At 63.4% G+C, this 24,972-nt stretch carries 23 protein-coding genes; 15 read left to right on the top strand and 8 right to left on the bottom strand.

Going from position 1 to position 24,972, the window contains the following annotated elements; translation table 11 throughout:
* Positions 1–161 precede the first annotated feature (161 nt).
* Both FHS84_RS20840 and FHS84_RS20835 read left to right on the top strand, forming a co-directional pair.
* The gene (locus tag FHS84_RS20840) at positions 162–1,028 is read left to right on the top strand and encodes an N-acetylneuraminate synthase family protein (RefSeq protein ID WP_166937474.1); all 867 of its coding nucleotides are present in this window, start codon (positions 162–164) and stop codon (positions 1,026–1,028) included.
* Positions 1,025–2,800: a cytidylyltransferase domain-containing protein gene (locus FHS84_RS20835; RefSeq protein ID WP_166937473.1), complete on the top strand. Its 1,776-nt coding sequence runs from the start codon at positions 1,025–1,027 to the stop codon at positions 2,798–2,800. Before FHS84_RS20840 ends, FHS84_RS20835 begins: the two co-directional genes overlap by 4 nt.
* Here the strand turns inward: FHS84_RS20835 and FHS84_RS20830 are convergent.
* Positions 2,781–4,283 (bottom strand): tetratricopeptide repeat protein, encoded by a 1,503-nt coding sequence (locus FHS84_RS20830; RefSeq protein ID WP_166937472.1) that lies wholly within the window; start codon positions 4,281–4,283, stop codon positions 2,781–2,783. The genes FHS84_RS20835 and FHS84_RS20830 overlap by 20 nt on opposite strands.
* A 124-nt stretch (positions 4,284–4,407) precedes the next feature.
* Between FHS84_RS20830 and FHS84_RS20825 the strand changes: the two genes are divergently transcribed.
* Entirely contained in the window at positions 4,408–7,272 is a 2,865-nt protein-coding gene (locus FHS84_RS20825; RefSeq protein WP_166937471.1) for a beta strand repeat-containing protein, read from the top strand.
* A 67-nt stretch (positions 7,273–7,339) separates the two neighbouring features.
* On the opposite strand, the gene FHS84_RS20820 is transcribed toward FHS84_RS20825, so the two are convergent.
* From FHS84_RS20820 to FHS84_RS20810, 3 genes are read right to left on the bottom strand one after another with little or no spacing between them, the layout of a single operon-like run.
* Entirely contained in the window at positions 7,340–7,768 is a 429-nt protein-coding gene (locus FHS84_RS20820) for a hypothetical protein (RefSeq protein ID WP_166937470.1), read from the bottom strand.
* A complete protein-coding gene (locus tag FHS84_RS20815; protein ID WP_166937469.1) occupies positions 7,765–8,127 on the bottom strand; it encodes a rod-binding protein in 363 nt (120 codons plus the stop codon). The genes FHS84_RS20820 and FHS84_RS20815 overlap by 4 nt, the downstream gene beginning before the upstream one ends.
* A gap of 10 nt (positions 8,128–8,137) precedes the next feature.
* Positions 8,138–9,250, bottom strand: coding sequence for a flagellar basal body P-ring protein FlgI (locus FHS84_RS20810; RefSeq protein WP_243851271.1), 1,113 nt, complete (start codon positions 9,248–9,250; stop codon positions 8,138–8,140).
* A gap of 488 nt (positions 9,251–9,738) precedes the next feature.
* Between FHS84_RS20810 and FHS84_RS20805 the strand changes: the two genes are divergently transcribed.
* On the top strand, positions 9,739–9,990 hold the full coding sequence (locus FHS84_RS20805; RefSeq protein ID WP_166937467.1) for a DUF7336 domain-containing protein: 252 nt from the start codon (positions 9,739–9,741) through the stop codon (positions 9,988–9,990).
* 54 nt (positions 9,991–10,044) lie between these two features.
* Here FHS84_RS20805 and FHS84_RS20800 read toward each other — a convergent pair whose 3' ends face one another.
* A complete protein-coding gene (locus FHS84_RS20800) occupies positions 10,045–11,094 on the bottom strand; it encodes a virulence RhuM family protein (RefSeq protein ID WP_166937466.1) in 1,050 nt (349 codons plus the stop codon).
* Between the two features lie 134 nt (positions 11,095–11,228).
* Between FHS84_RS20800 and gpmA the strand changes: the two genes are divergently transcribed.
* The 11 genes from gpmA to FHS84_RS20750 all read left to right on the top strand — a co-directional run bounded on the left by gpmA (position 11,229) and on the right by FHS84_RS20750 (position 20,494).
* Positions 11,229–11,990: a 2,3-diphosphoglycerate-dependent phosphoglycerate mutase gene (gpmA, locus tag FHS84_RS20795; RefSeq protein WP_166937465.1), complete on the top strand. Its 762-nt coding sequence runs from the start codon at positions 11,229–11,231 to the stop codon at positions 11,988–11,990.
* Between the two features lie 64 nt (positions 11,991–12,054).
* Positions 12,055–13,272, top strand: coding sequence for a murein hydrolase activator EnvC family protein (locus FHS84_RS20790; protein ID WP_166937464.1), 1,218 nt, complete (start codon positions 12,055–12,057; stop codon positions 13,270–13,272).
* 1 nt (position 13,273) lies between these two features.
* Complete coding sequence (locus FHS84_RS20785; protein WP_166937463.1) at positions 13,274–14,572, top strand: S41 family peptidase; 1,299 nt, start codon at positions 13,274–13,276, stop codon at positions 14,570–14,572.
* A gap of 153 nt (positions 14,573–14,725) precedes the next feature.
* Positions 14,726–15,874 carry a divergent polysaccharide deacetylase family protein gene (locus FHS84_RS20780; RefSeq protein WP_166937462.1) on the top strand — a complete coding sequence of 383 codons (1,149 nt, stop codon included), beginning with the start codon at positions 14,726–14,728 and terminating at the stop codon, positions 15,872–15,874.
* 53 nt (positions 15,875–15,927) lie between these two features.
* The gene (locus FHS84_RS20775; protein ID WP_166937461.1) at positions 15,928–16,413 is read left to right on the top strand and encodes an RNA pyrophosphohydrolase; all 486 of its coding nucleotides are present in this window, start codon (positions 15,928–15,930) and stop codon (positions 16,411–16,413) included.
* Between the two features lie 99 nt (positions 16,414–16,512).
* A complete protein-coding gene (locus FHS84_RS22115) occupies positions 16,513–16,638 on the top strand; it encodes a hypothetical protein (protein ID WP_279589374.1) in 126 nt (41 codons plus the stop codon).
* A 132-nt stretch (positions 16,639–16,770) separates the two neighbouring features.
* Entirely contained in the window at positions 16,771–17,016 is a 246-nt protein-coding gene (locus tag FHS84_RS20770) for a DUF2934 domain-containing protein (protein ID WP_166937460.1), read from the top strand.
* Positions 17,017–17,079: 63 nt separating this feature from the next.
* Positions 17,080–18,042: an L-lactate dehydrogenase gene (locus FHS84_RS20765; protein WP_166937459.1), complete on the top strand. Its 963-nt coding sequence runs from the start codon at positions 17,080–17,082 to the stop codon at positions 18,040–18,042.
* Positions 18,043–18,314: 272 nt separating this feature from the next.
* A complete protein-coding gene (locus FHS84_RS20760) occupies positions 18,315–18,722 on the top strand; it encodes a hypothetical protein (RefSeq protein WP_166937458.1) in 408 nt (135 codons plus the stop codon).
* A gap of 9 nt (positions 18,723–18,731) precedes the next feature.
* Positions 18,732–19,847: a pentapeptide repeat-containing protein gene (locus FHS84_RS20755; protein ID WP_166937457.1), complete on the top strand. Its 1,116-nt coding sequence runs from the start codon at positions 18,732–18,734 to the stop codon at positions 19,845–19,847.
* A gap of 137 nt (positions 19,848–19,984) precedes the next feature.
* Complete coding sequence (locus tag FHS84_RS20750; protein WP_166937456.1) at positions 19,985–20,494, top strand: hypothetical protein; 510 nt, start codon at positions 19,985–19,987, stop codon at positions 20,492–20,494.
* A 32-nt stretch (positions 20,495–20,526) separates the two neighbouring features.
* Here FHS84_RS20750 and FHS84_RS20745 read toward each other — a convergent pair whose 3' ends face one another.
* From FHS84_RS20745 to FHS84_RS20735, 3 genes are read right to left on the bottom strand one after another with little or no spacing between them, the layout of a single operon-like run.
* On the bottom strand, positions 20,527–23,847 hold the full coding sequence (locus FHS84_RS20745) for a hypothetical protein (protein WP_166937455.1): 3,321 nt from the start codon (positions 23,845–23,847) through the stop codon (positions 20,527–20,529).
* A 16-nt stretch (positions 23,848–23,863) separates the two neighbouring features.
* Positions 23,864–24,568, bottom strand: a complete 705-nt coding sequence (locus tag FHS84_RS20740) for a MotE family protein (protein ID WP_166937454.1) — start codon at positions 24,566–24,568, stop codon at positions 23,864–23,866.
* On the bottom strand, positions 24,565–24,963 hold the full coding sequence (locus FHS84_RS20735; RefSeq protein ID WP_166937453.1) for a DUF6468 domain-containing protein: 399 nt from the start codon (positions 24,961–24,963) through the stop codon (positions 24,565–24,567). The genes FHS84_RS20740 and FHS84_RS20735 overlap by 4 nt, the downstream gene beginning before the upstream one ends.
* Positions 24,964–24,972: the final 9 nt, after the last annotated feature.

Below are 24,972 nucleotides of genomic sequence, written 5' to 3'. Positions count from 1 at the left end.
CGCATGCGCCTGCATTTATCGCGGCAGACGGAGTCGATGGATATCGAAGATGGGGCGCTGTCCGGCTTGCGTGAATGGGTCCGGACGGGACTGGGGCGGCCGCTCGTTAACTCTCTCTTAGCCAACCGGGCTTTAGAAACCGTTAAGGAGCGATTCTCAGCATGGACCGTCCGATTTTCATTGCCGAAGCCTCGTCCAACCACGGCCGCGAGCTTGCCCGCGCCTTGAAATTCGTTGATGTCGCCGCCGAAGCCGGCTGCGATGCGGTGAAGTTCCAGCTTTTCCGGATCGACCACCTCTTCGCGCCCGAAATCCTCGTCAAAAGCCCCAAACACCGGGCTCGCAAAGACTGGGAGCTTCCGCTGGAGCACTTGGCTCCGATTGCCGAACGTTGTTCGGAACGCGGAATACTGTTTTCCTGCACCCCCTTCTATCGTGAAGCGGTGGCCCAACTCCTCCCGTATGTCGCCTTCTACAAGGTGGCGTCCTACGAGTTGATGGTGACCGAACTGCTCGCCGACTGCGCCGCCACCGGCAAACCAGTCGTGCTGTCGACTGGCATGGCGACGATGGACGAAATCCTTGATGCCGTTGACACTTTACGATCGGCCGGGTGCCGGGACATCACCCTCTTGCATTGCGTGTCGGCCTACCCGACCCCGGCCAACGAAGCCAATCTCGCCGCGATTCAGTCCCTGCGTGAAGCCACCGGCGTCAAGGTCGGATGGTCCGATCACACCCGCCGTCCGGCGGTGATCGAGCGGGCGGTGCACCGGTGGGGGGCATCGGCCATCGAATTCCATCTCGATCTCGACGGCCGCGGCGCCGAATACGCTGCCGGCCATTGCTGGCTTCCGGGCGAGATCGCGCCGGTAATCGCCCGCATCCGCGAATCTTTTGCCGCGGATGGGACCGGATTCAAAGAACCGCAACCTTCCGAAGCCGATGATCGCGCTTGGCGGGCTGATCCATCCGACGGCATGCGTCCGCTGAAATCCGTGCGCGCCGTCTGGGAGCCTGAGTCATGAGTCCGCGTATCGTCGCCGTTATTCAGGCGCGGATGGGGTCAACACGCTTGCCCGGCAAGGTTTTGAAGCCTGTGGCCGGTAAGCCGCTGCTTTGGCACATCGTCCACCGGCTCAGGAAATCGAAACGGATCGAAGCTATCGCGGTTGCCACCAGCGTCAATCATCTCGACGACGCCATCGCCGAGTTCTGTGCCGCAAACAACGTGGTTTGCGTTCGCGGTCCCGAAGACGACGTGCTAGCCCGGTTCGCGCGGGCGGCGGAAGTCACTGACGCCGATGTGATCGTGCGGGTCAATGCGGATTCGCCCTTCCTCGATGCCGATTTCATCGATCATCTGGTCGACGCACTGATCGAGCAGGACGGCGATTACGTGCTGCTCGAGCAAAATGCCGAAACGGCCCATTGCGGTGTCGATCCTTTCACCCGCCGGGCACTGGACAAGCTGATGCTGGTGGCGAGCGAGGATCCGGTCGCTCGCGAGCACGTCACCGGCTACTTCAAGCTGCATCCCGATTTCGTTCCGATCGCTCGCGCCAAGCCGTATCCCAAACTGGCCAAGTCCGGGGGGCGTCTCACGGTCGATACGCCCGACGATTTTGCTTTCGTCGAGGCGGTGCATGCGCGGCTGGCCGCCAAGGCGGGCGAGGCCTCGCTCGCCGATCTGCTATTGCTGCTGGAGCGCGAACCGATGTTGCGCCAGATCAATGCCCATGTGCGCCAGAAAGGCGTTACGCCCCAGGGCGGGCTCGCTTTGGTCCGTTGCGACGGGGGTGGGCCTTACGGCTTTGGCCATGTCAAACGCATGATTGCGCTGGCGCGTGCCTTGCGCGATCGCGAAGGGCTTGGCGTGGTGTTTGCCGTCAACGGACACGAGGAGGCTTTGGCTTCGATCCGTCAGGCCGGCTTTGCCGCCAAGCTGATCGACGGGCCGGAAGGCGAATTCCTGTCGGTCGCCAAAGACCCCGATCTTTTGATCCTCGACTGCCGCGAAGGACCTGCGCGCGAAGCGATCGAAGCGCTTCCGGTTGCCCTCAAGGCGACGGTCGATGACGGCTCCGACCGGCGGCTGGCATGCGATCTCGCCTATTATCCGCCGCTGCCCCAAGTCGCCCGGATGAAATGGGCCGGCTCGAAGGCGCGCGCCCGCGTCGGCTGGGAATGGGCCATCCTTGGCCAGCAGCAAATCAACGAACGGCCGCGCAAGCCGTCGCGCAATCCGACCTTGCTGGTCACCATGGGCGGATCCGATCCGTTCGGATTGACACTGAAATGCGCCCAAGGACTGAAGAAGCTCGATCCGGTGTTCCGCGCCCGCTTCGTCATCGGTCCCGGCTTCACCGACAAGGATCGGCTGGCGCGCACCTTAGTAGGTCTCTCGCCCAACTTCGAAACCGTGGAGGGAGCTCGCGGGCTCGCTACGGAATTTGCCACCTGCGATGTCGCTTTGGTGGCGTTCGGCGTCACCGCCTACGAGCTCGCGGCAGCCGGTGTGCCGGCGATCTATCTCGGCATCAGCGACGACCATGTCGAATCCGCTTCGGCTTTTGCCGAGGCAGGCATGGGCATCAATCTCGGCCACATGGACAAGGTCAAAGGCGAAGACATCGCCAAGGCCGTCCGGACCTTGCTGAGTGATGGAGCCCGCCGGCGTCAGATGCGGGCCGCTGGTCTGATGACCATCGACGGGTCCGGTGCTACGCGCATCGCCGCCGATCTGGCAGCCGAACTCGCAGCCAAACGAAGCGATAGCGCTAAGCCGGCAGCGCTTTGATCGCCGCCAGTGCTTGCGCCATGACATCGGACCAGTCGCCGGGGCGCGCCGGCATCAGACAACGGGCCGCCGGAGCGAAGGGCTCGTAATTGGTGCCGAAACTCGGCCAACTCAAATCGTAAAGCGCTTTGAAGGTCGGAACGCCCAGCCCGGCCGAAAGCCACGATACCGCTGTCGGTGCGCTGATTACCGCATCGCAGACCGAGAGCATCGCCGCAACACGGTCGAGTTCCTGCTTCTGATCGATTTCCTGAGGAACGAACACGGGGCGTCCACCGAGTGTCGATAGCGCAGCGGTTTCATCCTCGCGGGCGTCATATTGAGCAACGATAGCGGTTCCCGGCATTTCGCACAGCATCCCGCCCCAATCCTTCAGCGCAGCATATTGTACGGCGCGCGCGCCGCCGGTTGAGCCCGAACGCCAGCACACGGCTACCCATGGCCGCGGGAGATTTTCGAAGCAGGATCGCCAACGGGCGGCTTCGTCCGGGTCGGCGGTCAGGAAGGTGTTGGGCGCAGGAAACGCCGCAATGGTCTTGCGCAGCAATTTCGGCAAGCTGCCCATTTCCATGAAGGCATTGGCGCCGCCGGCAAGCTTCAGCCAGCCGTAATGGGTCCGCAGCACGCCTTCACGCTTTTCGATGTCCCAATCGTGCGTCGCCACGTCCGGAAATGAGCGGACAAACAGCGGCCGCAACCGCGGTTCGCATTCGAGAAGCAACGCTCCGCCCTCAGCCGCGGCGCGTACAGCCAGCTCCGGGATCATGCTGGCAAACATTAGATGATCGCCGACTCCTTGCTCGGCGGTTATCAAAAGACGCGTGCGCTTGAGGCTCGATCCGTCCCAGCGCTTCAAGCCATGATCGGCGAGCGGTACCTTGCCGGGTACCTTCAAGCGGGCCGTGTAATCCTTCCAACCGTCTTTCAGATTGCCGCGCGCCAGATGCAGAATGGCGCGATTAAGCCGGGCCTGGGCGTTGTCGGGTTCAAGCTTCAACGCACGATCGTATAGCTTCAGGGCTTCCCTGTCGTTGCCACCGTCAGCAAGAAGATCGGCGAGATTGACTAAGGCCGGCACGGACGCTGGCTTTTTCTCGAGAACGGCCCGGTAAAGGTCAGCGGCCGCCGTCAACGCGTCGGTTTCACGCAAAATTGAGCCCAACGTCAGCAGAAGCTCGGGGTCGTCCGGTTTCTGTGCCAAAGCGGGGCGGATCAATGCGGCCGCCGCCTCGAAAGCACCTTGCGAACGGAGGAGGTTGGCGAGATTGACCACGGCTTCCAGCCGGCCCGGCTCCAGTTCAAGCACGTGGCGATAGAATTGTTCGGCCGCGGCGCCCATGCCGAGCGCGCGCGCGGTATTTCCGAGAGCAAACAGGGCACGGATGTCGTCTGGCTTCTCGGCAAGCGCACGCTCGAACGCTCCGATCGCCTCCGAGAGACGTCCGGCTGCCGTGAGCTTCTGGCCGAGAGCGTATGAATCCATGACCGCTTTGTCGCGCACGCCCTGTTAAGGGGCGGTTAAGCACGTTCCGATGTTAATCCCTCCTTAAGCTGGAGAGCGGCAAAATACGGAGATTCCTGGGTTAGTGCGTGTTGGCACTCCGATTATGACGACGACACCATCCATTGTCAGCTTCGATACGTCGACGCTGCTGAACTACTATAACGCAAAGGCCAACGCAGCGGCGACGCGTGCGGCGGCTACGACTTCGTCTTCGTCGTCGAGCACAAAATCGGATTCCTCGAAAAAAGGCGCCACCGCCAACGACGTCACGCCGTGGAGCACCAAGACCGCATCGCAGCAGCAGCGCGATGCCGAGGTCCTGACCGCGACGTCGATGCTCGATCCGCTGCTTAAGACCGACACGAAGGCGTCGTTCATCGATCTGTCGAAGGTCCCGGTGACGGCCGGCACGACCAGCGATACCAAGACCGAGCAGGACAATCAGCGGCTGTTCGCGCTTTATCAGGCGGTGAACAATCTTTCCTACCTTGCCAGCATGGCCAAGCGCGACGATGTCACTGACGGCCAGCGCGAGGGTTATAACACCCGTTTCCAGAACGGCTTGAAGGAAATCCAGGATTTCATTTCCTCGACCGATTTCAACAATTTCGCGCTGCAGGCCAAGGAGCCGGCCGCGTCGGTAACGTCGAGCGCCAAGGTGGCAAGCGCCACGTTCTCTTATGTCAGCGCTACGCTCGCCGACGGCAATACGATCAACAATGCGCTGTCGGGCCTCTCGAAAACCGACAAGTTTACGGTCAGCGTCACCAAGAATGGCACGGCGCAAGACGTCGAAATCGATCTTTCCAAGGTCGATGGCGACCTCACGATGTCCAATGTCGTTTCCTACGTCAACGACCAGCTCCGGGCGGCCGGCGTTACCACACGATTCAAGAAAACGATGACGGCTGGCGATATTGCCGCCACCAAAACGGCGGACAAGGCCAAGCAGGCTTATTCGCTCGAAGTTGCGCCCGGTACGAACGAGAAAGTATCGCTGTCGGCCGCTTCGACGCCGTCGCTCTATGTTTCGGCGACCACCGGTCTGACCAGTGCGACCAAAGATTCGGCGGTCGACAATCAGGGCCGCCTGATCAAGCTGAGCGATCTTTCATCGGGTGATCCGACGTCGGAGTACGCCCGCACCATGGCGCCGACCAACGGCACCTCCACGGCGAGTTCGACTGTGGTCGACGCGTCGGGCAACATTTACATGCTGGGAACGGTGACGGGCGATCTTGGCTCCGAACTGAACCAGGGCGACCAGGACGCCTATCTCACCAAATACGATTCGGCTGGCAACGTCCTGTGGCAGCGCATGCTGGGCTCGAGCGGCACGGCGACCGGCGCCGCGATGGCGCTCAACCCGAACGGTGGGGTGACGATCGTCGGATCTTCAACCGCGCCTGTGACTTCGACGCAGCTGCCCAATACCAAAGCCGACAGTTATGCCGCGCAATACGACCAGTACGGCAACCAAGTGTGGTCGACGCAGATCCCCACTCTTAACGAGAACAGCGCCACTTCAGTCAGCGTCGGCACCGATGGCACCGTTTATATCGGCGGCACGACATCCAAGGTCATCGGCTCCGGTCAGGTCAACCAAGGTGGCAACGACGCCTACCTCGCCACGATTTCCAACAAAGGCAAGATCCTTTCGGAAAAGCAGTTCGGCACCTCGGGTTCCGACACAGTGTCGGCCACGACCACGACCGATGCGGGCGATCTCGTCGTTGCCTCGGTTCAGGACGGCCACGCCATCCTGACCAAGTATACCGGCGGCGACACGACCCAGGCCGCGGCCTGGACTTACGACATGGGCGCGCTCGGTGCCGGCGGCGCCATCTCGGGCCTGTCCGTCAAAGACGGCAAAGTCTACGTTTCGGGCACGACGTCGAGTTCGAGCCTCAATGCCACGACCACCGGCGGCACGTCGGCGTCGGGCGCGACCGATGCGTTCCTGTTCACCGCCGCCGATCAAGGTACGACGATCGATACCGCCAAGCTGACCTATCTCGGCACGTCAGGTACCGACAAGGGGGCGGCGCTGACCGTCGGCGATGACGGAACGGTCTACGTCGCCGGTTCCACGTCGGGCACCTTCGCGGGCAATTCGACCATTCGGAAAGACACGACCAACATGTTCGTGGCCGCGGTTGCCACCGACGGTTCGGTCAACTGGGTGCGCCAGTACGGCGGCAAGGACGGCCAGTCGGTGGGCAGCGGTGTTGCCTTCGCCTCCAGTGGATCCAGCGTGCTCGATGCGCTCGGCCTGCCTTCGGGGCAGGTGCAGGGCAAGCAGGACAACGCTCTCGCCAACAACACCACATTGCGCGCAGGCGACTTCTTCAAGGTCCAAATCGAGGGCGATGCCGGCCGCACCTTCAAGATCACCATCGACAAGGGCGAGACGCTGTCGACCTTGTGCACCAAGCTGAACGCGCAGCTTGGCAGCAAGGGCAAGGCCTCGGTGGCCTACGGTTCCGGCGGTGCTTCGCTCAAGATCGAGGCCAGCGCCGGCGCGACCCTCAAGCTGCTTTCCGGAACCAGCGACGTCGTCGTGCCCGGAGATGCCAAGAGCGGTATCGCTTCGAAGATTGTTCAAGGCACGAGCCAGTTCGACGCGCTGGGACGCCTTGGCATTGCCGAGCAGACGTTGTCGAAGGCGGCTACCAACAAGTCGTCCAGCGATACGAAGTCTACCGACACTTCGAAAACCTACGCCGTGGGCTTGGCCAGCAATCTCGATATTTCGACCAGCACCGGTGCCGGCGCGGCGCGGGCCCAGCTGCTCAATTCGCTGAGCGCGATCCAGAAGATCTATCAGACCACCAACACGACGGCGTCGAGCACCACCGACACCACGAAGACCAAGACCTCGAACCAGACCGTGTCGGCGGCGATGACCAGCTACAACAACAATCTCAACGCCAACGCCAGCCTGGCGCTCAGCATTCTGTCGGCCTGATAAAGGCGACGGCAAAACAAAAACGGCCGCGGGAGTGCCCCGCGGCCGTTTTCGTTTCGGCTGGGAGTCACACCACGCCGTTGAAGATCATGGGCACGCTGGTCTGGCGATAGCGGCCCGCGGCTTGTGCCGGCGCATAGGTGACGGTGGGGGCACGCTGGCGCTGCACTTCGTCGGCGACCGCCTTGACGATGCCTTCCGAGGCGTTGCGCATGCGGGTAAGAAGACGCTGCTGCAATCCCAGCATTTCGCGGAACTTGCCGGTGGCGCCGACGAGGCGCTTCTTCAACTCGGTCGGCAGCGATTTCGAACGCGCGGTATCGACGGCCTGGACCTCGCGGCCGTACATCAAGAGGAGTTTCTGCACTTCCGGATCGAGCGAGCGCATGCCTTGCGGATTGCCGGTGCGCAGCGCCTCGATATCGGCCTGGATCGCATCCATCAGGCGCTGGGCCAGGAGGATCAGCCGTTCGGCTTGTTCGCTTTCCGCACTCATTGCTTGGTCGCCTCGGTCGGGTTCGTCCCGTCTGCAGGAGTGGCAGCGGCGTTGGCCGCTTCCTGATGTTTGAGAAGTTCGCTGGTGACCGACGTTGCGATGCCGATGCCGCCTTGCTTGGCGATCTGCTTGCCGTATTCGTCCATCATCAGCGAGCGGAACATCTGCTCGCCCTGGCCGCCGCCGAACGGACCGTCGGTGGAAATGCCTTCGAACATCTGACCCAGCATCTGGGCGACGAAGACCCCTTCGAATTCCTGCGCCTTGCTCTGGATCTGGGCGCGCGAGCCGGTGGCGGCAGGGGTACGGATCTGTGCCGCCTGGATCGCCGTCATGCCTTGGGTTGCCACATCGCTCATCGCGGTTTCCTTATCCGATCACCTGGATGTCGGCCTGGAGCGCGCCGGCGGCCTTGATCGCCTGAAGGATGGAGATGATGTCGCGCGGGCCGACGCCGAGGGCATTGAGCCCGTCGACCAGGTTCTGCAGCGACACGCCTTCGTGCATCACGACCATCTTCTTGCTCTTGCCGTCGTCGATGTCGATCTTGGTGCGCGGCGTGACCTGGGTGGTGCCGCCCGAAAGCGGGCCCGGCTGGCTCACTTCCGGCGTTTCGGTGACCTTGATGGTCAGGTTGCCCTGGGCGATGGCGACGGTGGAGATGCGCACGTCGGAACCCATCACGATCACGCCGGTCGCTTCGTTGATGATGACCTTGGCGGGGGTATCGGTGGCGACCTTGATCTGTTCGATGTCGGTCAACAGGCCGATGACGCCGCCTTTGTAGTCGGCGGGAACGGCAAGCTGCACGGTCGAGGGATCGGCCGTGGTGGCGACCGGCATCCCGATGAAGCTGTTGACCGCGCTGGCGATGCGCGAGGCAGTGGTGAAATCGGGATTGTGCAGTGCCAGCTTCAGATTGTGTTCGGAAGCGAGATTGAAGCCGATTTCGCGTTCGACGATGGCGCCGTTGGGAATGCGTCCGGCCGTCGGCACGTTCTTGGTGACCGATCCGCCGTCGCCCTGGGCCGAGAAGCCGCCGACATTCACCGGGCCTTGCGCCAAAGCGTAGATCTGGCCGTCGGCGCCGAACAGGGTGGTGACGAGGAGGGTGCCGCCTTGCAGCGACTTGGCATCGCCCATGGCGCTGACCGAGACGTCGACCCCGGTGCCGTTGGCGGCAAAGGCCGGCAGCTTGGCCGTGACCATCACCGCGGCGGTGTTCTTGGTCTGCATGGTCTGGCCGCGGGTGTTGACGCCCATGCGCTCGAGCATGGTCTGGATCGATTGCTGGGTGAACGGCGCGTTCTTCAGGGAGTCGCCCGACCCGTTGAGCCCGACCACCAGGCCGTACCCGACCAGCATGTTTTCGCGAATGCCTTCGACGCTGACGAGGTCCTTGACCCGCGACAGGGCGACGGCCGGCTCGGCGGCGAGGAGGGTTGCGAGGGCTGCGATAACGAACTTCTGCACGAGACGCATAGATTTCACCCGGATATCCGGCTCGTCTCTTGCCAGTTTCATGCCGCGAGGACGGTAGGAATTCTCCAGCAAAACCAAGGTCTTGAAATAAGGCTTCGGGGCCTGCTTCCGGCCTCCCGGCAGGATTTTCCCGGCCGATTTTGCCTTGCCGGGAGGGACGCACGCCATCCAGCAATATAATTGTTATTGCGGATTCCGCGGGAGGCCCCAGGGGAGGGGCCCCCCATAAAACAAGCGGCGCGTCCCGAATCGAATTCGAATCGCTCTAAACTAGAGTGACGCGCACATGCGCCTGCGTTGCAATCTCTGGTGTTTCCGGTGCGGTCAAACAACACCCTATGGATGTAGGGCGGCTCTGCCGAACGGCAAGGGGTGTGTGACAGTTTTCGTGTCAGCGTCGATTGTTGGACGCCAACGTACCCAGTTCGGTTTAATCAATATCAGCGGATGATATTCTGCGCCGCAGGCCGGCTCTGAGATTCCACTATATGGAAGTCGTCTACGTACTCGAACATACGCACGATTTTGATGACGGTCACGAGGACCTGAAAATCATTGGCGTTTTCAGCACACGCGAAAAAGCCGAAACAGCGCTAGAACGCGTTCGCGATCAACCGGGTTTTCGCAGCCATCCCGATGGATTTTCAATTGGCGAATGGATGGTCGATCCAACTCCTAACCATCTCGGTTGGGCCGAAGGTTTCATCACCGTTCTTCCGGACGGAACTGAATTGGATTAACCGCTGCGGTATGGCAGCCGCCTGTGCAATGCAAGCTTCTCCACATATGTGCAGTCAGAGTTGACGTTTCTTGCCGGAAGATTTTCCCGTCAGCCGTTGGGCCTGCACGGCTTGGTCTGCGATTCGGCGCAATTCCATTTCGGTCTCGCGTTCGTACTCTACTTCAGCTTTGCTGCGTTCACTTTCTCTGTGGGCCTTCTCGAAAGCGGCGTAACGCGCATCGACAATCTTCAGCATGTCGTCGTGGCTGACGCTGCCGGCGTGGGTCAGCACCGCGCGTTCGGCCAGTTTCAAATATTGATCGGTGAACGCCACCCAATCGGCCATGGTCGTCTGCTGGTGACGCTGGGCACGATCTTCGGCAAGGTCGAGAAATGCAGAAACAAGGCGGTCGAGTTCGCGTGCCTCCGGCTCGGCAAGGTAGTTTTTGGCCGTCGAAACATCGCCTTTGCGTACGCGCTCGCCGGTCCAAGTCGTCAGTCCCATATTCGAGGCGGAAGGATCGGCACGCGCAACGATCAGTTCGGCGGCGGTCTGGCCGGTGACGGCCCAGAGCATCTTGTTCTGGATCGCCTGGAAGAAGGCGCGGGCGGTTTCGGCGGTCTTGTCGTAATCAACCGCGGTCGCGAATAGGTCGCGGACTTTCTGGTAGAACCGTTTTTCCGAGGCCCGGATGGCTCGGATGCGGACGAGGAGTTCGTCGAAATAATCCCAACCGCCCACAGGCTCCCGCAACCGCTGGTCGTCGAGCGCGAAGCCCTTGATCAGATACTCCTGCAAAACGGTGGTCGCCCAGCGCCGGAATTGGGTCCCGCGCGGACTTCGGACCCGGTAACCGACAGCGAGGATTGCTTCCAGCCGGTAGTGCTTGGTCCGGTAAGCTTTCCCGTCGATGGCAGTTGTCAAGTAATCCTTGACAACTGAATCAGCCTCCAATTCGCCGTCTTGGAACAGGATTTTGAGGTGTAAGCTGATGTTTTGTTTGGTCGTTTGGAATAAATCGGCCATCTCGGCTTGGCTCAGCCAAACCGTGCCACCGTCGACCTTGAGTTCGATCCGGGTCCGGCCGTCTTCCGTGTTGTAAAGGACGATTTCACCGGCCATGGCGCCGCCTCGTTCCCGTTTTCCCCCACTCTAATAGGGCGATTCGCGCCCCGCGACCCTCTAGCCCCCAAAAGGACCTTTCTTCGGCCGGTCCCTGCGCTAAAAGACCCCCGAAATCACCTAAGGAAAGAGCGATGGGACAATACAGCGACTATCAGCTGGTCATCGTGCGCCACGGCGAGAGCGAGTGGAACAAGCTGAACCTGTTCACCGGCTGGCGCGACTGCCGGCTGTCGGAAAAAGGCATCGGCGAAGCCAAGGCGGCCGGCGTCACCCTCAAGAATGACGGTTTTGCCTTCGACGTCGCCCACTGCTCGCTGCTCACCCGCGCCAACCAGACCCTTTATCTCGCCCTCGACGAGATGGACGCGGTGTGGATGCCGATCAAGAAGCATTGGCGCCTCAACGAACGCCACTACGGCGCGCTGCAGGGCAAGAACAAGATGGAAGCGGTCGAAAAGTTCGGCCCCGATCAGGTCAAGATCTGGCGCCGTTCCTATGACGTGCCGCCGCCGCCGGTCGATACCGCTTCGGAAGACTTCCCCGGCCACGACCGCCGCTACAAGGATATCGATCCGGCCGAGCTGCCGAAGTCGGAAAGCCTGAAAGACGTGCTCGCCCGCGTCATGCCCTATTGGGAAAACGCGATCCTGCCCGACCTCAAGGCCGGCAAGCGGGTGATCATTGCCGCCCACGGCAATTCGCTGCGCGCTTTGTTGAAGTATCTCGAAGGCGTCGGCGACAACGAAATCACCGAAGTCGATTTGCCGACGGGTATTCCAAAGGCCTATCGTCTCAACGCGGACTGGAAGGCCGCGGATGCGAAATTCCTTGGGGACCCGGCGGAGCTTGAGCGGCGCATCAACGCGGTCAAAGCCCAGACCAAGAAGGCCTAACCTTCTCGTTGTGGGTGCAATAGCGGTTCTGGCGGCAAGCGTTGCCGCCGGAGCCCGTGCGCCCATGCCGCACCCGCGCCCGGCCGTCAAACAGGCGCAGAATTCTCCACCGCCAGCCAAATCCGCGCCTTCCTCCGACGGCATTTCCGACGCGGACATGCAGAAGGCGGTGCCGCTGAAGCAGTACCTGGATCAGCCGCGGCCCTCCGCCACCGACCGGTACAAAAATCTGGCGGGCGAAGTCGCCAAGAACAAACCCGCCCTCGATACCGCCAAAAAGGCGTCCGACGACCTCGCGCGCCAGACGGCCGCGCTGCAGAAACAGCTGGTCGACAGCGCGGCCCGGATCGAAAGCCTCGAACGCGAAAAAATGGCGATCGACGCAACGGTCGAACGGCTGACGGCCGACTACGCAAGGTTGTCGGCCAGTTTCGAGCAGGACCGGGGCACGGTGATCCGGCTCCTGGCGCTGGTCGAGCGGGTCAATCACGACAATCCGCCGGCGATGGCGGTGCGGCCGGGCGATGCCTTGGGCGCCTCCCGCGCCGCGATGCTTTTGGGGGCCTGGCTGCCGCCCCGTTACACCGAGGCGGCGACGCTGGCGCGGCGGATCGCGGCGCTCAAGCGGACCAGGGCAGAATTGACCCAGCGCCGGGCAGAAGCGACCCGGAACGCCATGGCTCTGACCCAGGCCAATGCCGATCTCGACCGCCTCCTCGCCGTCAAACGCCAGCAGGCCGATCTCGCCGCCGCGCGTTATGGAGTTCTAAAGACCCGTCTCGATACCATTGCGTCGCAGGCGGTCGATCTGCAGACATTGCTTAAGAAGGTGGCACAGTTGCGTGCGGCACCGTCCAGTCCCGCGGTCATTACGGTAAACGCCCCTCGCGGCAAGGGCTGGCTGAGGTCACCTGTTGTTGGTGCCTACAATTCCGGCGGAGTCGACGGCGTCGGCGGTTCCACGGCGCCTGGCATTACATTTGCGACAGTATCCGGCGCCACCGTGGTCGCACCGGCCGACGGCAACGTTATTTTCGCCGGACAGTCCGGTAAGGCCGGTCGCGTATTGATCCTGGAGATCGGGGCTGGTTACGATGTGCTTCTGGCAGGGTTGGACCGGTTCGATGTGCGGTCCGGTGACGCCGTTCTAGCGGGGGAGCCGGTCGGCGTTATGCCGAAATTTGACCACGAGCCGAGGTTATATTTTGAATTACGGCCGAAAAACGGAAAAGGGATGAGCCCTGCTCCCTACCTCGCCGTCACGCTCAGGAAGGCACGATAGCATGAAGCGCCTTGGGTATGTCGCTCTCGGAATGGGTCTCGGTATCGTCACCGCCGTGGGGCTGTTGCCTCAGGCGCAAGGCGCTAACAACGGCTCCATCTACAAGCAGTTCGATCTGTTCAGCGACGCCTATGAGAAGGTGCGCGAAAATTACGTCCGCCCGGTTCAGGATCAGGAGCTGATGAGCGGCGCCATCGAAGGCATGGTGTCGGGCCTCGATCCGCATTCGAGCTACATGGACGCGAAGGCCTTCGCCGACATGCAGATCACCACCAAGGGCGAATTCGGCGGCGTCGGCATCGAAGTGACGATGGACGACGGCCTCATCAAAGTGATCTCGCCGATCGACGACACGCCTGCCGCCAAGGCCGGCGTCAAGACCGGCGACTATATCGCCGCCATCAACGGCGACTCGATCCAGGGCATGGGCCTCAACGACGCCATCGACAAGATGCGCGGTCCCGCCGGCACCAAGGTGACTCTCACCGTGCTGCGCCAGGGCGAGAAGAAGCCGCTCGACATCCAGCTCACCCGCGCCGTCATTCACGTCGACAGCGTGAAATGGCGCAAAGAGGGCGATATCGGCTACATCCGCATTTCCTCGTTCAACGAGGAAACCGGCCGCGGTCTCGAAAAGGCCGTCAAGGAACTGAAGAAGCAGATTCCCAACATCAAGGGTTATGTCGTCGATCTCAGGAACGACCCCGGCGGTCTGCTGGATCAGGCGGTGCAGGTCTCCGACGACTTCCTCAACAAGGGCGAGATCGTTTCGACGCGCGGCCGTCATCCCGACGACACCCAGCGCTATCCCGCCAAGCCGGGCGACATCACCGACGGCAAGCCGATCGTGGTCCTCATCAACGGCGGTACCGCTTCGGCCTCCGAAATCGTCGCCGGCGCTTTGCAGGATCACAAGCGCGCCACCATCGTCGGCATGACCAGCTTCGGCAAAGGCTCGGTCCAGACCATCATCCCGCTCGGCGAAGGCGGCGGCGCGCTGCGTCTGACCACCGCGCGCTACTACACGCCGTCGGGCCGTTCGATCCAGGCCGAAGGCATCGTGCCGAACATCGCCGTGGCGCAGGGCTCGGAAGAGAACGTCGCCAAGTTCGAGCGTCCCTCGGAAGCCGATCTGCCCGGCCATCTCGCCAACGATGCCGCCGCCAAGAACAAGACTCCGCAGCCGGTCGTCCGCCCGCCGCAGGGCAAGAAAATCGAAGACTTCCAGCTCAGCTACGCGCTCGACCTCTTGCACGGCAAGCAGGCCATCGCCCAGGCCAAGAGCCCGGAGAAGCGGTAAGCTTTCGCATCAAGCGTCGAAGATGGCCCGGTCGCTCCGGGCCATTTTCTTTTGCGGCGGCCGGAAAGCGCCCGGAAATGGGGCAATTTTCGCGCCCGTTAACCTCATTTGAACCACGCCGGCCGTTACCATACCGGTATGGCCGCGAAGAGCATGACCGGGAACCGCGGGGCCCTCGTGCTTGGGCTCGCGTGGGCACTCGTCCTTGCGGCAATCGGGGCCGCAGCCCTCGCCATCCAGTTTCTCGGCGGACCGGCCAGTGACGACGTCATCACCATGGCGCTGGCGCCGCGGCCGCATCAGGCCAATACCACCGCAGCCGCCGCACCCAAGCCGCCCGCCGGACCGGTGGTGTTCGAAACGCCGCCCGGCGGCATTCTTCCGGCCCAGCTTTCGCCCGCCGAACAGGCCGCCGTCGCCGCTTTGCCGCCGCCGCCCGAAGCGCCCGGCGGCTCCATGGTCATCGCCCAGCCGCAGCCGGTGGCGTTGCCGCCGCTCAAAGGCGGACCCGCGGTCGCCAACACGGCGCTGCTGGAAAAAACACCCGACGGCTACCTGCCGCGCATTTCCGATGCCGGTCTGACGCCGATGCAGGCTTACGCAGGGGCGCAGCCGCCTGCCGGCCGTCCGCGCATCGCCATCGTCATCACCGGTCTCGGCCTCAGTGCCTCGAACACCCAGGCCGCGATCAACAATTTGCCGCCCGGCGTGACGCTGGCCTTCGCGCCCTATCTCGCCGACGTCCAGAACTGGGTGGCCCTGGCGCGCCAGAAGGGCCACGAAGTCCTGCTGCAGGTGCCGATGGAGCCCTACGACTTCCCCGATTCCGATCCCGGCGAGCACACGCTTCGGGTTTCGGTCGGCGAAGAAGCCAACACGCGCCGCCTCAGTTGGGCGCTGACCCGTTTCACCGGTTATGTCGGCGTGACCAACATGCTGGGCGGACGCTTCCTCTCCGAGCCCGGCCCGATCGAGCCGATGATGACCTTCCTGATGCGCCGCGGCCTGCTGTTCTACGATAACGGCGCGGCGTCGCGGTCGGTGGCGCCGATGGTGGCCGAGCGGCTCGGTGCGCCGTTCGCACAAGCGACCAACACCATCGATTCGATCCAGGCCTCGATGGAAATCGATCATCGTCTCGCCGATCTCGAAGCCGAAGCCCGCGCCCGCGGCAAGGCGGTTGGGACCGGTTTCCGCTATCCGGTGACGATGGAGCGGGTGACGCTGTGGGCGCGCGGATTGCAGAGCCGGGGCTTTGTTCTGGCGCCCATTTCGGCGATAGTTGCAACCGGAAAGAAATAGAGGCCGCGTCGCTTCCGCGCTGTCGCGGGAGTGCTCCGGCACGGCGGAAACCCATGCCCAAGAACCTCAAAGCCGAAGACCTGCCTTATCGCCCTTGCGTCGGACTGATGCTGCTCAATCCCGAAGGCAAGGTGTTCGTCGGCCGCCGCATCGACCAGACCGTCGAAGGCTGGCAGATGCCGCAAGGCGGCATCGACAAAGGCGAAACCCCCGAACAGGCGGCGATGCGCGAACTCAAGGAGGAAATCGGTACCGACAAGGCCGAAATCCTGCGCGCCCATCCCGACTGGCTGAATTACGACCTGCCGCCCCATCTCATCGGCGTCGCGCTGCACGGCAAATACCGCGGCCAGTCGCAGAAATGGTTCGCGCTGCGCTTCCTCGGCAAGGACGGCGACATCAATCTCGTCACCCACGAGCCCGAATTCGCCACCTGGCGCTGGTCCGGCTTCGACGAGCTGTTGTCGCTGATCGTGCCGTTCAAGCGCGACACCTACCGTAAGGTGGTGGCCGAGTTCAAAGACCTGGTCCACACCTGAGCCGGTAGCGGAATTCCGGCGTATCGCGAACGCTTTGGCGCATCGCATTTGGCGGCGGTTTGCGCCACAATAGCCTTCGTGCCAGGAGGGGCCGTTTTCATGCGCCGGTTTTTCGGGTTGTTCGCCGCGTTTCTGGCGGCGATGGTGCTTGTCATTGCCGCATACGGCGCCGGACCTTCGCAAAGCGCGCCCGATCGCGCAGACGTCCCGGCGCAGAATAACTGACCGGCCGATCTTCATTCCGCCGATGCCCCGCGTTGCGGCGGTACCGCCGCTGCAAACTCTTCATCAATCCGTGATGCCGGTTGCGCTATAGTCGGCCTTGGGACAGGCTGGCAGCATCGCGGAGGACAAGTCATGTCGAAATCCAGGCCGACGACGTTTTCGGATTACGAGGTGCGCGTGCGCGCCTACCGGATCTGGGAACGGTCCGGCCGTCCCGACGGCTGCGCCGAGGAGCATTGGCGCGAAGCTCTGGCGGAGCTCGAGGCCGAACGGCGGGCAGAAACTGCGGTGCAGGTTCCGCCCCAGCCGGACGTGTCGCAACAGCCGACCCGGACGGTCGCCGACAAGAGCGGGAACGCCGAAGACAAAGCCGCCTGATCGCCTTGTCATCGTCGCAATTTGCGTTCAAGACGCTCGCAGAATTGCAGCGGGAGTCTGACGATGGAAACCGAGCACTGGAAAGCCAGGAAGGTCGTGATTGTCGGAGCCGGCGCGGTCGGTTCCACCTATGCCTACACGCTGGCGCTGCGCGGACTGGCCGACGAAATCGTGCTGATCGATTACAATCGCGACCTCGCCAAAGGCCAGGCGCTCGACATGATGCACGGCCAGGCCTTCTTTCCCTCGATCCAGATCCGTGATGGCGACCAGAGCGATTACGCCGATGCAGCGCTGATCGTCATCACCGCGGGCGCCAAACAGCAGCCGGGTGAATCGCGCCTGCAACTGGTCCAGAAGAATGCCGCCATCATCAACGGCTGCATGGATCAGATTCTGGCGCAGAATTCTCCGGCGGTGGTGTTGATCGTCTCCAATCCGGTCGACATCCTGACCTATGTCGCGCACAAGCGCTCGGGCTGGCCGCGCGGCCGTGTGCTCGGTTCGGGTACGGTGCTGGACTCCGCCCGCTTCCGCCACCAGCTTGCGACGCGCTGCGGTGTCGACGTGCACAACGTCCATGCTCACATCATGGGCGAGCACGGCGACAGCGAATTCGCGGCGTGGTCGATCACCAACATGGCCGGCATGCCGATCGAGCAGTTCTGCAAATCCTGCGCGAAATGCGACAACTCCGAACTCGGCCGCAAGGCGATCGTCCATGCGGTGCGCCATTCGGCGTACCACATCATCGATTACAAGGGCGCGACCTGGTTTGCGGTGGCGCTCGCCATGACCCAGATCACCGCCGCGATCCTGCGCAATCAGTCGAGCGTGCTGACGGTCTCGGCGGTGCTCGACGGCGAATACGGCGAACAGGGCGTGGCGCTCGGCGTGCCGAGTATCGTCTCGGTCAACGGCGTCGATCAGGTCTTGGAAGTGGCGCTGCCGCCCGACGAGAGCAAGGCGTTCCACAACTCCGCCGCCACCTTGCGCGAGATCATCGCCAGCCTCGGTCTGAACTAGAGCGGCGAACAGTCTGGCGGGTTTACCCTTCTCCCGTGGAGGGTGAACTCTACCCGCTTGCCAACACATTGATTTAAATGCATTTCTCTGCCGCAGGGGAACAACCCTTACGGCAAATCCTGCGCTTTACCCGGCAAGCTCTACCGTGTCGCGGCAGCCCCTGCCGCGGTTTAACCTCGCGTTCACCCATCTTTCCCAAGTCTTGCCGGCAGTTCCGGTGGGCACGCTTCCTGCTTTGTGGCCTTCAGCAGCACTCGCTTGGAAGGCTTCCCATGTACATGAATGTCCCTGCCCACGGCCGCGAAATCGCGTTCGAGGGGTTTGCCGGTTTCGTGCCTCTCGAATCGGTCGAAGCGGCCGTCATGCAAGCCATGGTGCGCGGCGAGCAACTGGCCGAGGTCCTGCCGCCGACCTGTGTCAGCGAGGGCGCGCCGGTGCTGCTATCGATTTCGTCGCGCGATCTCGCGCTCGGTCTGCTGAACCTCAAGGACGATCCGCTCGCGCTCGCCGACTGGGCCGGCTTCGTCCTGATGATGACCGACCATCTCAAATTCGACCGCCCCAGCGAACCCTCCGACCGGCTTCTCACCGCCGTCTGGCAGCTGGCGTTCGGCGTTCCGGTGAGTCCGGGAATGATTCGTCTCGCCGAGTCCGTGGTCAGCCGTTGCACCTATCGCTGAGGCCGGACCATGCACATCGATGCCCATCGCCCTGCGGAGGCGCCGTCACCCGACGGCAGTGTCATCAACCAGCGCGCACTGACGCGCATCGTCGCCGATCACGAACGTTATCTGGCGCGCCGCCAAGGCGCCCGCGCCCGGCTCCCCAACGCCCGGCTCGATGATCTCGACATCGCCGGCCACGATCTGTCGGAAGCCGATCTCTCCGGCGCATCGCTCAGGAACGCCAATCTCAGCGGCGTCAATCTCTCCCACGCCAGCCTGTATTGTGCCGATCTCACCGGCTGCGATCTGCGCGGCGCGCGTCTCGATCATGCCGATCTCAGGGGCGCGGCGTTCCGCGATGCCGATCTCAGCAACGCGGTGATGGATCATGCCGATCTGCGCGCCGCCGCCGTGCTGCATCTCGACGGGATGCCGAAATTCCGCGGCAACGAACATGCCGAGGCGCCTTATGGCGCGGTGGATTTCTCGGGTGCCGCGCTGCGCCACGCGTCCTTCCGCCATGCCAAGCTCGACAATGCCAATTTCACCGATGCGCTGATCGAGGATGCCTCGTTCCAGGGCGCGCGGTTGCGCAACACCTGTTTCCGCGATGCCGTGGCATCGGGCGAGACGGCGAAAGCGCTCGGGCACGTGCTGCCGGCGCCCAATGCAGCGGCCCGCGATCGCGCCCGGCTTGTCTTCTCCACGTTGCTCGCGCACCACGAATGGTTTTCCTCGAACGGCAAGCACGGCCAGCCGGCGGCGATCGATCACGAAGATCTGCGTCCGCTCGGCGATGCGCTCAGGGGCTTGTGCCTGGCCGGCATATCGGCGCGCGACGTCATCGCGGTGGGCGTCGATTTCTCCGGCTGCCAGCTCCAGGCCGCCAAGTTCGACGGCGCCGATCTCAGAGCCGCCGTTTTCAATAAGGCCGATCTTTCGGGCACGTCGTTCCGCCGCGCCAAGCTGGCACACGCAACTTTCAAGGATGCCGCGATCCGCGATCTGATCCTTTGCACCGGACAGGTCGTGAATTTCACCGCCGATGCCCGCGCCGGTCTCAAGGCACAACTTGGCCAGGCGCGCATCCAGCCCAACACTCTCATCGCCGTGCTCGGGGAACAGCAGGGATCGTGTTGAACGGAAACGGGGAACCGGATCGATAGACGTGGGCGTGCCGCAGAACGCGTAGCACTGTGGAGGGCGCAGAAGGCGTCCGCATCCTTTTCCTCGGGCCCGATTGCTGTACACTCGCCCCGACGCGAGGACGGCAGGGCATGCTCAAGAAGCTCGACAAGGACGAGGTCGAACGGCCGGGATTCGACCTTCGGTGGATCAGTTTCGGATCGCCCTCGGCGATCGTGACCTCGATGGCGCTGATCGTCGGTCTCGATACCGCCATCGCCCCGCGCGAAACGATTTTGGCCAGTCTTCTCATCATCGGTATTGCCGACAACCTCTCGGACTCGCTGTCGGTCCACATCTATCAGGAAGCCGAGCGCCTCAAGCAGCATCACGCCTTCCGCACCACCATCGCCAATTATCTGGCGCGCTTCACCGTGGCGATGAGCTTCTTCGTGATCTTTCTGGCGTTGCCCACCACGCCGGCGGTGTGGATTTCGATGGGATGGGGCTTCTTCCTGCTCGCGGTCCTGAGCTGGCTTTTGGCGCGCGATCGCGGCGTCTCGGCGTGGTCCGAAATTCTCAAGCACACCGGGGTCGCGGGCGTGGTGGTGCTGGTCAGCAAACTGATGGGAATGGCGATCCGCAGTCTGGTCGGGGTGTAAAGCGCGCCCGGCGACAAGCGCAGCCGTTAAGCTCAGCGCTTCTTGTTCTGCATCTCGCTCATGAACAGCTTGAGGGTGTCGACCGCCGCGACCTTGGCAGCGGCATCGCGGAAGGCGACGCCTTGCAGATCGATGCGCTCGGTGACGACGGCGAAGCCGGTGGCGTTGGGCGTGCCTTTCATCTTCGGCATGAAGTTGGTGCGCAGCCGGTCGAGACTGGCCTGATCGTTGGCGAGCGAATAGGACACCGCCGCCCGCATCACTTCCTCGCGTTCGAGATCGGTAAGCGGCTTGTCGTCCTTGTAGCGTTCGCCGAGCGCCTGTTCGACGGCTTGACCGGCTTGCGGCCAGGCGCCGCTCTTCCAGTAGATTTCCGCCCGCAAGCTCTGGGTGTCGGGCTGCTGATCGACGGCGAGAAGGTCGAGGGCGTGATCGTAATGCTTCTGCTCGGTGAGGGCGCGCGCTTCCATCAGCAGGCGCTGATGCTGCACGTCGTCCGGCAGGGTCGAAATCTGGGTCGAGCGCAAGGTGTCGAGCACCGCCGCCGGCTTATGGTCCATCATCTGAACCATCGCGAGCTTGGTGGCGACCTGGGCGCGGGCGACGCCGTCGAGCCGTTTGGTGACCTGATAGTTGAGCAGGTCGGCGGCAGGACCGAGCAGGTCGACCTTGACCAGACGGTCCGCCATCTTGCGGATCATCTCGTCGCCGTCGGCGCCGATCGGGGTCAGTTCGATGAAATCGTAGAACAGGCCGAGCGCGGCGACCGGCGCCAGCTTGTCGGCCTCGCCGTGCAGGAACAGATTGACGAACGCGGTGCGCATGTCGTCCATCGCCTGGATACCGACGTCCTCCGTGGGGAAGTTGTCGGTGACGACGTGCAGAGTGATAAGGCCTTCGCGCCAGCGCTTCTGCGAGAAGTAGATGCCGGCCAGCGTGCGCAGGGTCTTGATTTCGAGCAGATCGCCGCGCCAGCGGAAGCGCAGGCGTTCGAGCGCGTTGATCGCCTGCCGCGGCTTCAGGCTGCCGTCGGCCAGTCCCGCCGTGACGCGATAATAGATCGCCAGCGCCGCGAACCTCTCGTTGCCGCTGGTCTGCAGTTCGTCGAACAGAGGATCGGATTTGTCGGTCTGGTGCTGGGCCGCATAAAGGCGCGCCTTGTCGAGTTTCGCCTGCAGCGCCAAGTCGCCCTCGAGATGCTGCGGCAGGCCTTCGAGTTCGGCATCGGCGACTTCCGGATGCGCCGTGGCCAAGGCGGCTTCGGCCGCCGCCATGCGGACGCGGGCCTGGACTTCGGGCACGTAAACGCCGAGCACCGACGCAGCGCGGTCGAGATTGGTGCGCGCGTCGTCCCATTTCTCCATCGCCACATCGGTGAGGCCGCGCCACAAGGCGGCATGGCGGTCGGAATCGAACTGGGCGCCGGCGAGCGCGTTGTGGGCGTCGCGGGGACGGCCCATCAGCAGCGACGCGACGGCCTTCATGGTCTGCAATTGCATGTCGCCGGAAAGGCCGGGATCGACGGACTGCATCACGCCGATGACGCCGAGCGCTTCGGCGGCGAAGCGGTTGGCGAGATAGAAGCGGGCCAGCGCCAGACGGGCGCGGTTGGCCTGCTCGCTGGGAAGACGCGCGATGGCCGCGCGCAACCGGCGTTCGGTTGCGAGGAACGAGCCGCCGGAAACCTTCTGCCATTTGGCGAAGTCGAGGAAACTCGGCGAGATCGAATTGGTCGCCAGCGTATCCGGCGTGCCGTTCGGCAGCATTGCGGGGGTGAGCGAAAGCCCGTCGGGCCGGGAAATGGTGACGCGGCTGCCCTGCACGCCGACGGCAAGATCGTCGACATAAGGCATCACCACCAGCCCGGCGCCGGTTTCGAGCGCCGAAAATTCGATGTAATCGCGCGGAGCGGTCACCGCCCGTCCGATCATGCCGGGCACCACCAGAAGCTCGTCGCCGGCCTGCGGATCGATCACGCGTTCGACTTTCGTGGCGCCCGACAGCAGCGTCGAAATGGTCGAGTGGGTCGGTTTTTCCTGGTTGCGGGCAAAGCCCAGCGCCACCGCAGTCGGCGTCACCGACTTGGCGATCACGACCTTGAGGTTGGAGCCTTCGGCATACGCCGCGATCTGTTCGGGCTGACGCAAGCCGATGCGCAGACGCATGGTGCCGTCGCCGGACGAGGCTTCCACGTCGATCGGGAAATTGCCGAGCTGGCTTTTCAGCTTGTTGGTATCGAGCGGCTGGTTGGTCTGCAGAATGATCCAGGCATTGAGGCCGCGGGTGAACACCGCCACGCCTTGGCGGGCGCCGCCGGCGAACTGCAGCACGGCGCCGTCCTTGGTGAGATGACCGGCAGCGAGCTGGGCATTGGGATCGGCCGGCGGCTCGGGCGGCGGCGGCGGACCGGCACCTTCCGGCATCGGCTTGTCGGCGGTCGCAGGCGGCGCGACCGGTGCAGGGGTTGCAGGTGCGGCCTTGGTTGCGGGGGCGGGTTTCGGTGCATTGGCGGCGAGCTTGGCCGGCGGTGCGGTAGCAACCGGCGGGGCGGGCGCTTTGCCGGGCTGCAAGCTGGTCACGCTGGGCTTGGCCTGTCCCGGCGGATTGTAGGAGTCGGCATCGGTCTTGGGCGCCAGCACGTCGACGACGACATGCGTCCCGTCGCGGAAATCGTGATAGCCGGAGGCGTAATCGATGGCGAGATCGACGACGGTGGTGCGGCCGGCCAGATGCCAGCCCGCCGACTTCACCCACGGCGGCGCCTGGCGGTCGATGGCGGAGAAATCGAGCTTTGTCGGCTCTTCGAACGTCACGGTCAGTTTGCCGGAGCCGCCGAACACCTTGTACGGCACGTTCTTCGGCCAATCGAACACGACGCGCGTGAAGTTCTGATAGGCGCCGGAGCGCACCTTGACGATCGGCAGATTGGCGACGTCGACGGGCTTGGGCTGCGCCTTGACCGGCTTGGGCAGATCGGGCGGCATGCCTTGATAGGTGAGCGGGGTGACGTCGACGACGAATTTGTCGACCGCCGAACTCACATGCACCTTGGCGTCGCCGGTCAGCGCAAAGCGATAGGTCTTGCCGTCGGCATCGACGCGGCCGTTGCTGATATAGCCCGGAATCGCGGCGGTGATGGTGACGGGGCTGATCGCAACCTTGCGGCCGAAATGAATGGTCAGGACGCTGCCGTTGACCTGGGCCGAAACCTGATCGTTTTCCGTCAGCGTGAACAGCAGGCGGCCGTAACCCTGATTGGTGGTGCCCGAAACCGAATCGGCCGCGGCGGCCGGTGCCATGATCAGAAGCACCGCCGCTGCGAGAGTCAAAAACCGGATTGCGATCTGCCGCATCATGGGCGCCTGAAACTCACTTCTTTGCGCCGGCCGGCTTGGCCGCGGCTTGCGGCGCCGGCTTGGCGGCCGCCTGCGGTGCGGGCGGGGTGACGGGGGCGGGCGCAGCCGGCGGAGTGATCGCGGCGGCGGCCGTTTCCGGCAGCTTGAGCTTGTCGGCCAGTTTCTGGGTCAGGCGCTGCGCATTGTCGGCGGTCATCGCGGCCAGAACCGGCGCCAGCACGTCGGACTTCATCTGCTTGGCCACCGGCACCAGAACGTCGTCGGGCAGGCTGTTGAAGATGCGCGCGGCGTCTTTCGGCTTCATCGCCGAATAGGTCTTCACCAGCGAGGCGATCTGCTTTTGCTGTTCGGCATCGCGCTGGCCGAGCAGGGTGGTGATCTGATCCTGCAACTGCTTCAGCATCGCGATCTTGGCGTCGACCCGCTGTTCGGCGGCGTTGAGCACCTGGGTGCGCATCTCGATATCGGCTTCGCGCGCATCGAGTTCGGTGCGGCGCTTGGTCAGACTCGACTGCACGTCGACCTCGGCGGCGCTTTCGGACTTGGGTTCTTCGGCGACCGGATCTTTTGGCAGCGGCGCAGTGTCCTGGGCCAGAAGATCGGCGGACGTCGTCTTCTGCCCTTCGGCCATGGCACTCAGGATCAGGCCTTCGCCCTTGAGCCCGAGAAGCCCCAGGCCGACCAGAATCACGGCAGGCAGGAGGCGGAAGGTTCTCATCGCACGGCCTTCAGGCGGTTCATCACGCTGCCGGACGGAAGCGGCGACGACGATTGCTGCGCCATCGGCACGGCGCGGTCGAAGCGCTGAGCGATACGCTCGCCGGAATTGGTCAGCAGCGACAATTCGTCGGAGAGGGCGCGGGCGCGGCGCAGCCGGTCGTCGAGCGTCTCGGCGGCTTCACCGGCGGCCATTTTCAGGGCGCGCAGCGAAGCTCCGGCGTTGGCGATGGCGCCGTTGAGATCGCCGATCATCCGCTTGAGGCCGTCCTGGCCTTTGCGCACCGAAGCGAGCCGGCGCTCGAGCACGATGCAATAAACCAGCGTCGCCGCCAGAAGGACCGACAACAGAACTTCGAGGCCCATCGAGACCATCGCTTGCAGGGTGGCGTGCATGGGTACTCT

It is taken from the genome of Rhizomicrobium electricum, from assembly GCF_011762045.1.
GTDB classification, from domain to species: domain Bacteria; phylum Pseudomonadota; class Alphaproteobacteria; order Micropepsales; family Micropepsaceae; genus Rhizomicrobium; species Rhizomicrobium electricum.
This window is presented reverse-complemented; position numbering and strand designations above follow the sequence as displayed.